The sequence below is a fragment of the Plantactinospora mayteni genome (assembly GCF_016862935.1).
GTDB classification, from domain to species: Bacteria; Actinomycetota; Actinomycetes; order Mycobacteriales; family Micromonosporaceae; genus Plantactinospora; species Plantactinospora mayteni.
Map to the genome: position 1 here is coordinate 69,824 of NZ_BONX01000038.1, position 13,537 is coordinate 83,360.

Below are 13,537 nucleotides of genomic sequence, written 5' to 3' on the forward strand. Positions count from 1 at the left end.
CAAACATACGGGACCGAACTCCGGTCAGGACAACCCGGGCCGTGGCCCGGTCGGGACGGCTCGCCGACCGCCCGGCAGGCCGAGCACCGCCAGCGAGTAGCCGACCATGCCGATCGACGACCCGACGAGATAGCCGGTCGCGCCCCACCGGATGGTCATCAACGGCGCCGCGAGCACGGTGAGGCCGAGCATGACGTACCGGGCGCGCAGCAGGACGTCGAACTCACCCCGGACGAACCTGCTCAACGAGCAGCCGTAGGAGAAGCCGAGCGCCGCCTTCTCCGCACCTGCGGCGACCAGCGCGGCACCGACCGGGATGAAGGCCAGCGCGGGTACGAGCCGGCTGCCCAGGACCACCGCCAGACCGAGCAGCACCGCACCGGCGGCCATCAGGCCCAGCGACAGCAACCCGTCGCGCAGATCCTGCCAGACCGTACTGGTGCCGTCGTTACGCCGCCGGTAGATCAGCACCCGCCGGAAGGTTATCGAGACGAACGCCAGCGGGGCGAGCACCTGTTGCAGTACCCGGATGACCCCGAGCGTGGCGGCGGTGCTGACGAACGCGGTGACCTGCATGGCGAGTACGGGTGTCACGCCGACGACGAAGGCGTCCAGCGAAGCGGCTCCCATGCTCGCCCGGCGGGACCGGAGCCACCGGAGCAGGCCGCGCAGGGCCGGGCGGCGATCGGGTCGAGCGGCGGCGACGAGGAAGAAGACGGCGTTCACCGCCGCCCAGGAGAGGCAGATGCCGAGCGGCGAGCCCAGTGCCGCGAAGCACAGCATCGACGCCGTCTGGACGACCAGCCAGAGTGCCGACTCCAGGAACGCCGACCGGGCCGTGCCGGCGGCCACCGCCGCGGACCGGCCGATGTCGAGCGCGATCACGAACGGGATCCCGGCCGCGTAGCCGAGGGCCAACTCGATCGGTGCGTCGGGCACGGCGAGGCTGGACAGCAGGGCGACGACGGCGCCGAGCAGGCCGCCGCCCAGCGCGGCGGCCACCGACCACCGGCAGGTCGCCCGATCGGCCGGCCGGCCCTCGTGGGCGGTGGCCAGCAGCGTCGCTTCGGCGAGGGTACGTTGCAGGACGCCGCAGGTGAGCTGGAAGACCAGCATCGCCGGTGCGACGGCGCCGACCGCGGCCAGTCCGCCCGCGTACCCGAGGGAGAGGCTGAAGACCAGGCTGGTGGCCATCAGCGCGAGCTGGCCCAGGGTCAGGGCAAGCGTCGACCAGGATCGCCCGCCGGACCGCGCGGCTTCGCCGGTCGTCGTCGACGTCTCCGTCTCCGTCACGCCGGTTGCTCCTCCCGGTTGCCGGGCCAGCCCTCCAGCGCCCGCGCGACGGCGGTCAGCACTCCCTGCTCCAGGGGCATCGCCGCACCCGGGGCCGGTGCGGTGGTGGCGTCAGTCCGGCCGTCGAGGAGTTCGCCGAGGGCACGGGCGGCGGCCTCCGGGTCCGCGAAGTCGGTGAAGGCGAACCGTCCACCCGAGACGGCGGCGGCCTCGGGCAGGCCACCCACCCGCGACACGAGCATGGGCCGGCCCCGGCTGCCCACCTCCACCGCCACCCGGCCGAAGGGTTCCATCCAGGTCGACGGGATCAGCGCCGCGTCGATCCGGGCACAGAACGCCTCGACGTCCAGTTGCCCCGCGAAGTCCACGTCGACCTGCTGCGCGGCGGCGAGGGCTGCCAGCTCCCGCAGGTAGTCCGGCTGGCCATCGCCCGCGACCAGCAGGGTGACCGCCGCACCCGTGTTCCGCCGGTACGCGGCGGCGGTGCGGATCGCCGCCTCGACGCCCTTCACCGGGGCGACCCGGCCCAGATAGCCGAGGACCAGGCGCATCGGATCGGGGCGGTACGTAGCCGACGCGCCCCCCGGCGCGCCGACCAGCGGATAGGCCACCAGACTGGTCTCCCGGCTGGTCAGTCCGGCCCGCTCCAACTCGTCCCGGACGAAACCGGAGACGCAGACCGCGACCGCCGTGGGTGGCGTCGCCCGGCGCATGACCCCGGTCTTGACCCGACAGCCGGCGCAGATCTCGGCGCAGTTCTCGGTACCCCGACGGCGGGACCGCCGCCAGCAGGTGTCGCTCAGGTCGTGGTACGACCGCACCAGCCGGACGCCGCTCGCCCGAGCCCAGCGCAGCAGCCACGGGCCGGTACGGGAGACGTTGGTCGCCACGACCACGTCGGGCCGGTACGCCCGCAGCGCGCGGATCTGCCGGGACGCGACCGCCGGCAGCAGCCACGCGGTCAGCAGCTCCAGTCCACGTCGGAGCGCCGAGTCGGCGTGCACCCGCCGGGCGTACGGCCGGCGCACGGCGTGCACGGTGAGCGGCCCGTCGGAGTACACCTCGTCTGCCGGCGCCGGTACGAAGACCGCGACCTCGGCGGTTCGGGCGAGTTCGAGCGCAGCGGACCGGGCCGACCGCTCCGCCCCGCCCACCAGGTTCGGCCACCACCAGTCGGCGAGCACGGCGATCCTGGGGCGGTTCAGCTCGGCACCTGTCATCCCGATCCCGGCGCCTGTCGTCCCGGCGCCTGTCATCTCGGCACCTGGACCGGATCGCTCGACTCCCGATCGCTCGACTCCGTATCGCTCGACTCCGTCGCCGCCGGGCCGACCTCCTCCGGCCGGGTTAGACCCCAGACCCGACCGCGCCAGCCGAAGACCCCGACCAGCAGCACCACGAACGCGGCGCCGACGAACGGGATCTGGGCGCCGAGCGGCCCCCGCAACAGCCCGATCTGGCAGGCGGCGAAGATGACGGCCAGCGCGACCGGCAGGTTCGCCGGCGAGGTGTTCAGCGCCCGGTCGAGTCGCCGGGCCAGTTTGCCGTAGCAGAAGAACAGCACCACCACGCCGACGAAACTGAACTCGACGAAGACCTCGGCCCAGAACGGCAGGGCCAGGTTCTGGAACTCGTAACCCCGGCTGTCCGCGACGACGTTTCCGGCCGGGATCGCCTTGCCCTCCCACAGCGACCTCGGTACCCAGAAGAAGAGCGCCGAGATCAGGTGGTGCCCCCAGGTGTGGCCCTGGCTGTCGACGTAGAAGGCGGCGTTGACGGTCTGCTGGAACCCGTCGAAGTCCCAGGTGTAGTAGGCGTCCAGGCCCAGCCGCAGGTTTCCGCGCGATCGGTCGTTGCGGAACAGGTTGGCCAGCGGATAGAGCACCGCGAGCCCGAGCAGCATCCCGACCGAGAAGAGGGTACGCCAGCGTTGCCGCCGGAGCCTGACCAGCGCCAGTCCGGCGGCCAGCATCACGCTGAACGACGAGAACCGGTTCGCGGTCAGCGGATTGTTGTAGACGAGGTTCAGGGCCACCGCGACGGCCGTGGCGGCGGCCAGGACCAGCCGTGCTCCCGCGTCGGCATAGGCGCGGTTGCGCCAGCAGAGCAGGCAGAGGATCAACGCGACCACGCTGATCGCGGCCGGCAGCGTGCTGAGCAGCCCGAGGAGCGCGAGATCCTGGCCGCCCCGCAGACCGGCCTGCTCGATGGCGCGTTGCAGCTCGTCGCGGCTGGTGAACCGGACCGCCAGCCCACCGGTGCGGGGCAGGCAGACCACCGCCATCACCAGGGCCAGCCCGGTCAGCACGATCGCCTTCTCCACGGTGACCTGGAGCCGGCCGGACGACAGTTTCCGGGGCGCGGGCAGCCGGCGGGCGTAGCCGGCCCAGTATGCGGTGACGGCCAGGATGAGGATCACCTGGGCGGTCACGTAGTGCTGGTAGAGCGGCAGGTCGGGCCAGGGGAGACGGCGGTCCCGGATCTGTAGCAGCGGCGCGAAGCCGACCCACACCCCGACGAACGCCCAGAACGTCACCGCGACGGGTGCGAACGACTCGGCGACGGTGGCGTGGTAGAGCGCGGCCAGGCAGATCGCCACCACGACCAGTCCGAGAACCCCGGCCACGGTGGGTCGGGGGAGCACGGTGGTGACCCCGAGGACTACGACGAGTATGGTGCCGACCGCCGACGCGACGACCGGGCCGGTACGCCAGCGGGTGACGATCGCGGCCATTCCGGAACCGGTGCCCCGGTCAGTGCGCCGCATCGGTGACCCACGACGTGACGTTGGCCGCGAACACGTCCGCCGAGAAGGCGGCGGCGCGGGCGGTGATCCGGGACGGGTCCAGTTCGTCGAGGCGGTGCAGCGCGTCGGCGTACCGGCGCGGGTCCGGCGAGTCGAGCAGGAAGCCGGTCTCCCCGTCGACCACGGTCTCCAGCAGGCCGCCGCGTCGGGCGCCGATGACCGGTGTGCCACAGGCCATCGCCTCGACCGGGATGATGCCGAAGTCCTCGTGTACGGGGAAGAGCAGCGCCTTCGCGCCCCAGTACAGTTCGCGGAGCCGTTCCTGGGACGGGCGGTGCTCGAAGCTGACCGGCACCCGTACCCTGGCGGCGGCCCGCCGCAGCGACTCCTCCGCCGGCCCGGAGCCGGCGACGACCAGCGGCAGGCCGGCGGCGTCGGCAATCTCGATCATGAGATCGAAGTTCTTGTACGGGATCCAGCGCCCCACCCCGAGCAGGTAGTCGCGGTTCTGTCGGCGCTGCGGCGCGGGTGCGTCCAGGTAGTAGTCGACGTCGACCGGCGGATTGATCACCCGGGCGTCCCGGCGCCAGAACCGCTGGATACGCGACCGCACCTCGACCGAGTTCGCGGCGTAACTGTGCACGTGCCGACTGAGCCGCAGGTCGGTACGGCGCAACGCGGACCGGGGCAGCGCGAGGAGCCCGCCGGAACCGCGCCCGTCGAAGTCCGGACTCCACAGGTAGCGGGCCGGCGAGTGCACGTAGCTCAGGTAGCGGGTGTCCCGGTCCTGCCGGAGCTTGACGGTGTGTGCGAACGCGTGGCTCGACGAGATGACCACGTCGAACCGTTCGCGGGTCAGGGTACGCCAGGTGACCGGCATGACCGGCAGGGCCAGTGCCTTGGCCCGGCGCAGTGGCGTACGGGCGAGCCAGGACTCCCGGAACTCCAGCCCACGCCGGGCGTCCCGGTCCCGCCAGAGGACGAACCCGGTGGCGTGCGGGAGTATGCCGTGTAGCGAGAGGAACACGTTCTCCGAGCCCCCCGTCGCGCCGAACCACTCGTGTACGAGTGCGACGGAGCGTCCTGCCAACGGTGTGGTCCGGGCCCCGGATGCCTCCGCAGATGACGCCGCGATCTCCGTTCCTCCCCTCGTGCCCCGGCACGGCCGCACAGCCGTCGGCCGGCCGCCCGGGTTGTCACCAGTGCCAGTCGCACCGGCGCCGGACCGTGCGGCGAGCCGCGCCAGATAGTAGTACAGGCATTCACTCCGGCACCGGTTCACCGGCCCCGGTCCGGTTCGACTCCGTCGGTGCTCGCGAGCGTCGCGGTGCTACCCCGGCGTCACGACGGTGGCGGTCGTCGACGGGCCGGAACCCGACGGCCCGGAAGTCGACGCTTCCGCGTCCGGTGGTTCCGGCCCCGGCCCGGCATCCTCCGCCGGTCTGAATCGGACGGTCGGGAACCTGGACCGGACGAACCGCCGGACGCGGCCGGCGGCGACGACGAGCAGGACTCCCACGGCCGCCGAGAGCAGATAGCGAAGCCACTCCGCCGAGTTCTCGACCGCGTCCCCGTCGACCGCGAGCCGGTGCTGCGCCCGTTCCCGGTACGTCTGGGCGGAGCTGTGCGAGGGCGCCAGCCGGAGGAGGTCGTCGAATCGGCGGATGGCCGTGGAGAACTGTCCCGCGAAGTAGGCCCGGAGCCCGTCCCGGTAGGCCCGGTCGACCTCGCTCAACCGGTTGGCGACGCCGGCCTCGGCGAGCAGTTCGGCGACATCCGTGGCGGGGACGAGTTGCCGGCTGCGTCCGTCGACGGCCGACGGGTCGCTGTCCAGGATCGCGCGGAGCCGCCCGTCGGCGTCCAGCACCGGGCTGCCCTGGAAACTGGGCCCGAGGCCGTCGCCGGCCAGCCGCTCCGGCCCGCTCCGGTCGCCGACCTCGACCGGCCGGGCCCGCTGCCGGTATTCGCCGGCTCCGGTGTCGGGCTCGTCGGGGCCGTAGCCCAGGACCAGCACGTCGCTGCCCGGCGCTGGGCCGTCACCGGCGCCGACCTCGATCGCAGACAGATCCGACCGGGACAGCTTGACCAGGGCCAGGTCGCCCTGCACCGCACCCGGATCCGGCCCCGCCACAGTGGCCTGGACCGCAGGCGTGGCGGTGACTCCCGGCTGGGCGACACCGAGTTGCCCCCAGAGCGCCGACGAGGGTTTCGTGCCGGGGCGGGGACCGGAGAAGGTGGCCGTACCGGCGATGCTCCGGACGAATCCGTCGAGCCCGTCGGCGGGCAGGCGTTCCGCCTCGGCCAGGGCCTGCGCCAGCGCGTACCCGGCGTCGGTCAGCAGTTCCCGCTCGTCGGGGCGTACGCAGCCGCTGGCGGTGACGGCGTGCCCGTCCGGGTTGACGATCACGCCACTGCACCGCCGGTGTACGGTCACCGGCTCCCGCCGGCTCTTGCCGCCCGGTTCGGTGTACCGGAGGTAGCCGGTGAACGTCGCCTCGAGATAGAACGTGCTCCGACCGGCCACCGCGGTCGCCGGCTCGTTCGGGGCGAGCCCCGGCGCCGCGGTCGCGGGCGGGCCGGCCAGGTTGACCGCAACACCCGCGAGTGCCGCCGCGAACAGTGCCGGGCCGGAGGTCCGGAGGATCCGCCGTGGGCTCGGCCAGGCATGCCGGCCGGCATCGGTGTCCCGGTGAGGCGAGGTCTTCTCTGCGCCGCGATGGACGTCTCTGCTCACTGACGACCCGGATCCGTTCTCGGCTTCGCAGGGGTGGCGATCTGGAGATCGTTGATTTTCAAGTCAGAAGATCAACGTGTCACGGAGGTAGTTCGCGACCCGGCGGATCTGGCCGGCGCCGTCCACCGGCGAGGTCATCCGGAGCACGACCTGCCGGTCGATGCTGGTGCCGGTGCGATAGTAGCCGATCAGGACCAGACCGTAGCGGCGGTCGGGATTGCCCTCGAGCTGGAACGACTCCGCGTAGAGGGCCGCCCCTCCGGCCCGGTTCCACTGCAGCCCCCAGGCTTCCTCGGCCCGGCGCATTCTGAACCGCGTGTCCCCGTCGCACGGCGTGCAGGACCGGACGACCAACTCGCCGCCGATCTCGGGTCCCGAGCCCGGGGGTACGCCGCAGTTGTATTTCGCGTACCCCTCGGCCTGCCCGGCCGGGGTGCACTGCCAGGCCTGCGGAGCCTTGAGCGGGAAGTCGAGACCTTCGAGTTCGACGGTGTGGAAGGGGAAAGTCGGATCGAACTTCGGCCAGTCCGCCGGCCACCGTACTTCCTTTGGCGGCTCCTTGCCGGGTGCGACCGGCGGTGCGGTCGGGATCGCCACGGCCGACGGGGTGGGACTGACCGATTGCGGGGCCGCGGTGGGCGGCGCGGCCGGGTCGTCGCCGCTGACCGCCAGGGCGATGATCGTCCCACCGCCGACCAAGACCAGCACGACCAGTGCCGCGATGCCGATCCAGAGCCGGTTGCGGCGTGGCTTCGGCTCGGAGGGCACGATGTGCCGCACCGGCGAGTAGAGCGGGTCGTATCCGGACGCGTTCGCCGACGGATCGCTCGGGTAGGGCTGCGCGGCCTGCGGCATCTCGGGCAGCGGCTGCGGCGGCCCGGAGATCGAGTCCGGCGGTACCGAGATCTGGTACGGCGGCGCGGAGTTCTGGTAGGGCGGCGCGGAACTCTGGAACGGCGGCGCCGAGCTCTGGTCCGGTGGCGCGGAGGTCTGGTGTGGGGGCGCGGAACTCTGGAACGGCGGCGCCGAACTCTGGTGCGGCGGCGCGGAGGTCGGGGTCGCGTTCACCGGCGTCGGCTGTGGTGGCCCGGCCTGCCACGGGTTGGGCGGCGGCACGCCCGGGGCCAGTCGGGTCGTGGGGCTGGCCAGCTCGTCGTCGTCGGGCGCGGGAGAGCCGTTCGTCGTCGCGCCGGTCGCGGTCTTCATGGTCGGCGACTCGCCGTCCCCGAGCCCCTCCTGGGCGGGCCGGCACTCCATGCCCAACGCCGCGAAGAGCCGTTCGCCGCCGCCGGCCTCGCTGGCGGCGTAGGCCACCCAGGGCGCGGCGGCGGCGAATTCCGCGTGTACGTAACGAGGGCCGCCCGAGCCGGGCTGCGCCAGCGCCTGCGCGGTGCCGACGAAGGCGTCCCGCCAGCGTTGGTCACCCGCGACGGCGGCGTCCAGCACGGCCACCGTGTACGAGTTGCCCTGCCCGTCGATGGCGGACCAGACGCTGCCGACCTGGCACAGGCTGACCGCCTCGATGAACTGGTACGGACCCACTGGCTGCATCCCAACCCACTTCCGCTTCGCTCTGTGCGGATCCTAGCGAGGCGAGACCAGCGCACCCGAGGCCCCTCCGGAGGCCCGGTGGCCGGGTAGTGCCCCCCGCAGTCGTCCGGTGATAGTACATGAGTACTGACTCAGGGTGTCCGGCGCGACAAGGGGCGAAGTGGACGGTGCCAGAGAAGGGTGGGCTGCTCAGTCCGGTTGCCGGTGGAGCCTGGCGAGCAGCAGCTCACCGGCTGGCCAGGGGCCGTACCCGCTCGCGGTCTCGACGTGCCCGGCGTCACCCGCGTCGAACAACTCCGCCCCCCAGTCCTCGGCGTACTGCCGGAACTGTGCGAACGTCGTGTACGGGTCGGTACGGCTGGCCACCAGGATCGACCGGAACGGCAGCCGGGCACGCGGCACCGGGCCGTAGACGCTGTCGTCCGGTGGACGGTTCGGGTCGGGTTCCCAGGTCGGGTCGAGGTAGGGCGGGGTGACGAGCAGGGCCGCCCGGACCGGTCCGGTGTGCCGGGCGGCCCAGGCCGCGACGGTGAGGCAGCCGGCGCTGTGTGCCACCAGCACCGCCGGGTCCGGCGCGTCGCCGACCGCCTCGTGCAGTGCGGCGACGCGCTCCGCCAGGGTGAACGGCGGACCGGGTGGGTAGGGCGCCCACCGGTAGTCGGGATGTGCGTCGGCCCAGCGTCGCAACCAGTGCTCCGGCTTGGGGCGACCACGTCCGGGCACGAGCAGGATCCGAGTCACCGGCCCAGGTTAGTCGCGGGCCCGCTGGTCCGTGGCACACCCCGAGGCGCGACGGCCCGCGCACGTCGGTCCGTCGCGTTCGCCCGGACGATCCGGCGGTGGCGTCGTCGACCCCGGCCACCACCAGCCCGTAGGGCGTCAGCGGGCCATTGCCGCCGACAGTTCCCGGGAGGCCCGTTCGGCGACCCGGCAGGCCTCGGCGCAGATCCGGCAGTGCTCGTGCATCTTGGCGTGCCGCTCGCACTCGTCGGCACAGGACCGGCAGGCGGTCGCGCACGCCTCCAACAGGCTGCGGCTGAGGTTCGCGTCGTAGCCGGTGTGCCGGGACAGCACCCGCGCCGTGCTGGCGCAGACGTCGGCGCAGTCCAGGTCGGTCCGGATGCACTTGACGAGTTGGGCGACGTCGTCCTCGCTCAGGCAGGCGTCCGCGCACGAGGTGCAGGCCTGGGCGCAGGCGAGCAGCGCGTCGATCGACCTGGCCAGCAGATCTCGGTCCAGGTTGATCTCTCCGGGGTACGTGGCCAGCATGGGCCGGGTGGCGGCGGTCATCTGCGCGTCTCCTCGCGTCGGCGGTCGGCTCCGCGTCGGTTGGTCGTCCATCTGCCGATACCCGGTGCCGCCGAGGTTCATTCGGGCTCCGGTCGCCCGGGCGGCGATTCCGCAGGCCGGGGCTCGTCGACCGGATCGCGCATCTCTGTCGACACCTGGCCGGAAGGTGCCGAACCCCACTCCGCCCTCCAGCGTCCCGTCGACGTCACTCGGTACCGGGTCGGCTCGGTCGCGTGGTTCGATCCCGGCTGGGCGCCCTGCGACGGGTGGCCGGGCGCCTAGACTCGTGACCGGATCGCGATGTCCGTGCCGATGTGTCGGCGAACCGCGGAGGACCGGATATGGACGCCGCAACGGGTGGTACCGACGACACCGTGACCCCGCCCGACCCGGAGGGTACGGCGCTGTTCCTGATGAGCGCCTGCCTGGCCGGCACCCGTTGCGCGTACGACGGCGGTGCCGCGAAGGAGGAGGTGGCACCCGCCGCCGACGCCCGGGTCCGGCTGGTCTGTCCGGAGGTGATGGGCGGACTGCCGACCCCGCGCGACCGTGCGGAGATCGTCGGCGGGGACGGCTTCGACGTCCTGGACGGCCGGGCCCGGGTGCTGACCCACCGGGGCGAGGACGTGACCGAGGCGTACCTGAGGGGTGCCCGGCGGACCCTGCGGATCGCCCAGGTCACCGGGGCGGTCGGGGCGGTACTCCAGGACTACAGCCCGTCCTGCGGCTGCCGGCAGGTCAGTGACGGGACGTTCCGGCGGAACCGGGTCGCCGGCCAGGGCGTCACGGCCGCCCTGCTGCTCCGCAACGGGTTCCAAGTCGTGGCACACCACGAGTACGACCCCTCGGCGCCGTCGCCGTTCCCGTCCGCTCCGGCGGCGCCCCCGGACTGAGCGCCCACGGCCCGCGCCGGCTCGGCTGCTGGCCGTGCCCCTCCGGTTCGGATCAGCGTGCAGTGGGAATGCCGACCAACGTCGCTGCGACGCGGGCAACCCCGCCAACGGCAGCGGCCAGTGCTGGCGAACTGGCGTGGACGAGCAGGCGTCGAACGAGCAGGCGTCGAACGGAGCTTGCGTCGACGGTTCGGTGGAGGTGGTGGCGTGTTCGAGGGGTTCGAGGAGTTCGACGTCCCGACGTCCGGTACCCGGATTCACGGGCGCCGGGGCGGCAGCGGCCCTCCCGTCCTGCTCCTGCACGGCATCCCGGAAACGCACCTGATGTGGCACCGGGTGGCGCCGGTACTCGCCGAGCACTACACCGTGGTCGCCACCGACCTGCGCGGGTACGGCGACAGCGGCAAGCCGCCCAGCACGCCGGACCACGAGCCGTACAGCATGCGGGCCACCGCGCGGGACCAGGTCGAGGTCATGCGGAGCCTCGGGTACGACCGGTTCCGGCTGGTCGGACACGACCGGGGCGCGCGGTGTGCGTACCGGTTGGCGTTGGACGCGCCCGACGCTGTCGGCCGGCTCGCGGTGCTGGACGTCGTCCCGACCGGGGACGCGTACCGCCTGGCGGAGATGAGGTTCAGCCTCGGGTACTGGGTCTGGTCCTTCCTGGCCGCCCCGGAACCGGTGCCGGAGCGGTTCATCGGCGCGGCGCCGGAGGTCCTGGTCGACTTCATGCTCGACACCTGGCCGGAGGTGAAGGACGCCTTCCCGGCGGAGGTACGCGCGGAGTACGTCCGGAAGTTCGCCGATCCCGAGACGGCGCACGCGATCTGCGAGGAGTACCGGGCGGCGGCGACGCTGGACTTCCAGCGGGACGAGGCGGACCGGGGCAACCGGAAGATCGACTGTCCGGTCCTGTTCCTCTGGAGCCAGCGCGGATCGGTCGGCGTGCTCTACGACGACCCGCTCGCGATCTGGCGGGAATGGTCCGACGACGTCCGGGGCGGTCCGGTGCCGGTGGGACACTTCATCCCGGAGGAGGCTCCGGAGGAGACCACCCGGCAACTGCTGGACTTCCTGCGATAGTCGTACCGGAAGGACCGATAGCCGTACCGGAAGGGCCTGGTCGGGCGGTCGGCGGCCCGACCCGGGCCACGGCGCCGGGGTAGCGCGACGGTGCACACAAAGGGACCTCACCCGGGCCAGCGGGTCCGGTCGGTGTCCTGAGTGCGGCGGCACGGCCCCGGGGCACCGACCGTTCGACGTCCCGGACCGACCGCTCGACGCCTCGGCATGGCACCCGCGGATCTCCACTCTCCCGTTACTGAAGCGTTACGGTGTACGGTTTGACTGCTCCAATGTTAGCGGTAACACTCGGCTCGCGAGGTGATCGCGACCAGACCGTCGGGGCAGGCTGGTGCCATGCCCCAATTAGGAGAGGTGGACATGCCGCCGGCCACGCATCCGCAGATCTGGTTCCTCACCGGCAGCCAGCACCTCTACGGTCCGGAAACTCTCGACCAGGTCGCGTCCCAGTCGCAGCAGATCCTGCGTACGCTCACCGGCTCCGGCCAGATCGTCGCGGAGATCGTCTGGAAGCCCGTCCTCACCGAGGCGTCGGCGATCCGCACCGTACTGCTGGAGGCCAACGCCGACCCCGGCTGCCTCGGCGTGATCGCCTGGATGCACACCTTCTCGCCGGCCAAGATGTGGATCACCGGCCTGGACGCGTTGCGCAAGCCCCTGCTGCACCTGCACACCCAGCTCAACGAGGCGCTGCCCTGGGAGTCCATCGACATGGACTTCATGAACCTCAACCAGGCCGCGCACGGCGACCGGGAGTTCGGCTTCATCCAGACCCGGCTCGGGCTGGCCCGCAAGACGGTCGCCGGGCACGCCTCCGACCCGAGCGTGCTGGCCCGGATCGACGAGTGGGCCCGCGCCGCGCTCGGCTTCGCGCACCTGCGCAACCTCCGGCTGGCCCGGTTCGGCGACAACATGCGCGACGTCGCCGTCACCGAGGGCGACAAGGTGGAGGCGGAGCTGCGGTTCGGCGTCTCGGTCAACACCTACGGGGTCAACGACCTGGTCGAGGTGGTGGACCGGGTCGCCGACCAGGAGATCGAGCGCCTGGTCGGCGAGTACGCCGACACCTACCGGCTCGCCCCCGAGCTGGCCAAGGACGGCGACCGGCACGAGTCTCTGCGGTACGCGGCCCGGATCGAGGCCGGCCTGCGGGAGTTCCTCACCGCAGGTGGGTTCGGGGCGTTCACCACCAACTTCCAGGACCTCGGCGGGCTGCGCCAACTTCCCGGGCTGGCCGTGCAGCGGTTGATGGCCGACGGCTACGGCTTCGGCGGCGAGGGTGACTGGAAGACCTCGACGCTGCTCGCCGCGGTCAAGGCGATGGGCGCCGGATCGCACCGGGGCACCTCCTTCATGGAGGACTACACCTACCACTTCGGACCGGGCGAGCCGAAGATCCTCGGCGCGCATATGCTGGAGGTCTGCCCCAGCATCGCGAGTGGACGCCCGTCCTGCGAGGTCCACCCGCTCGGCATCGGCGACCGGGAGGATCCGGTCCGGCTCGTCTTCGACGCCACACCCGGCCCCGGAGTGGTGATCGGGATGGCCGACCTCGGCGAGCGGTTCCGCCTGGTCGCCAACGAGATCGAGGTGGTGCCGCCGGACGAGCCGATGCCCCGACTCCCGGTCGCCCGCGCGGTGTGGAAGCCGGCACCGTCACTGAGCACCTCGGCCGAGTCGTGGCTCACCGCCGGGGGACCGCACCACACCGTGCTCACCCAGGCGGTCGGGACGGCGACCCTGCGCGACTTCGCCGACATGCTGCACACCGAGCTGGTGCTGATCGACGGGCGGACCACGACCGCGGACTTCCAGGACCGGCTGCGCTGGAACCAGGCATACCACCGACTCGCCCAGGGTCTGCCCGGCCGGGGCTGACCCTGAGCCGTGGGGCCCGGGCCGGGGGCACGTCGCCCGGGCGGGCCCGACACCGGCACCTCACCGGTC

Annotated in this window: 11 protein-coding genes; 3 read left to right on the forward strand and 8 right to left on the reverse strand. The window is 72.4% G+C overall.

Annotated features, from left to right (window positions below; all coding sequences use genetic code 11):
- Nucleotides 1–24: 24 nt before the first annotated feature.
- The 8 genes from Pma05_RS27410 to Pma05_RS27445 form a co-directional block, all read right to left on the reverse strand.
- A complete protein-coding gene (locus tag Pma05_RS27410; protein ID WP_203860362.1) occupies nucleotides 25–1,293 on the reverse strand; it encodes an MATE family efflux transporter in 1,269 nt (422 codons plus the stop codon).
- Nucleotides 1,290–2,549 carry a glycosyltransferase gene (locus tag Pma05_RS27415; protein WP_203860363.1) on the reverse strand — a complete coding sequence of 420 codons (1,260 nt, stop codon included), beginning with the start codon at nucleotides 2,547–2,549 and terminating at the stop codon, nucleotides 1,290–1,292. The genes Pma05_RS27410 and Pma05_RS27415 overlap by 4 nt, the downstream gene beginning before the upstream one ends.
- The gene (locus tag Pma05_RS27420) at nucleotides 2,546–4,060 is read right to left on the reverse strand and encodes an oligosaccharide repeat unit polymerase (RefSeq protein ID WP_203860364.1); all 1,515 of its coding nucleotides are present in this window, start codon (nucleotides 4,058–4,060) and stop codon (nucleotides 2,546–2,548) included. Before Pma05_RS27420 ends, Pma05_RS27415 begins: the two co-directional genes overlap by 4 nt.
- Nucleotides 4,047–5,129 carry a glycosyltransferase gene (locus Pma05_RS27425; protein WP_203860365.1) on the reverse strand — a complete coding sequence of 361 codons (1,083 nt, stop codon included), beginning with the start codon at nucleotides 5,127–5,129 and terminating at the stop codon, nucleotides 4,047–4,049. Before Pma05_RS27425 ends, Pma05_RS27420 begins: the two co-directional genes overlap by 14 nt.
- Nucleotides 5,130–5,369: 240 nt before the next feature.
- Nucleotides 5,370–6,773 carry a S1 family peptidase gene (locus tag Pma05_RS27430; protein WP_203860366.1) on the reverse strand — a complete coding sequence of 468 codons (1,404 nt, stop codon included), beginning with the start codon at nucleotides 6,771–6,773 and terminating at the stop codon, nucleotides 5,370–5,372.
- A gap of 63 nt (nucleotides 6,774–6,836) precedes the next feature.
- Nucleotides 6,837–8,324 (reverse strand): hypothetical protein, encoded by a 1,488-nt coding sequence (locus Pma05_RS27435; protein ID WP_203860367.1) that lies wholly within the window; start codon nucleotides 8,322–8,324, stop codon nucleotides 6,837–6,839.
- Between the two features lie 189 nt (nucleotides 8,325–8,513).
- Entirely contained in the window at nucleotides 8,514–9,065 is a 552-nt protein-coding gene (locus Pma05_RS27440) for an RBBP9/YdeN family alpha/beta hydrolase (protein ID WP_203860368.1), read from the reverse strand.
- Nucleotides 9,066–9,203: 138 nt separating this feature from the next.
- Nucleotides 9,204–9,614, reverse strand: coding sequence for a four-helix bundle copper-binding protein (locus tag Pma05_RS27445; protein ID WP_203860369.1), 411 nt, complete (start codon nucleotides 9,612–9,614; stop codon nucleotides 9,204–9,206).
- A 341-nt stretch (nucleotides 9,615–9,955) separates the two neighbouring features.
- Here Pma05_RS27445 and Pma05_RS27450 point away from each other — a divergent pair, with 341 nt between their 5' ends.
- The 3 genes from Pma05_RS27450 to araA all read left to right on the forward strand — a co-directional run bounded on the left by Pma05_RS27450 (nucleotide 9,956) and on the right by araA (nucleotide 13,468).
- On the forward strand, nucleotides 9,956–10,507 hold the full coding sequence (locus Pma05_RS27450; protein ID WP_203860370.1) for a 2-thiouracil desulfurase family protein: 552 nt from the start codon (nucleotides 9,956–9,958) through the stop codon (nucleotides 10,505–10,507).
- Nucleotides 10,508–10,714: 207 nt separating this feature from the next.
- Nucleotides 10,715–11,590 (forward strand): alpha/beta fold hydrolase, encoded by an 876-nt coding sequence (locus tag Pma05_RS27455; protein WP_203860371.1) that lies wholly within the window; start codon nucleotides 10,715–10,717, stop codon nucleotides 11,588–11,590.
- A gap of 336 nt (nucleotides 11,591–11,926) precedes the next feature.
- Nucleotides 11,927–13,468: an L-arabinose isomerase gene (gene araA, locus Pma05_RS27460; protein ID WP_239313208.1), complete on the forward strand. Its 1,542-nt coding sequence runs from the start codon at nucleotides 11,927–11,929 to the stop codon at nucleotides 13,466–13,468.
- The last annotated feature ends 69 nt before the right edge of the window (nucleotides 13,469–13,537 follow it).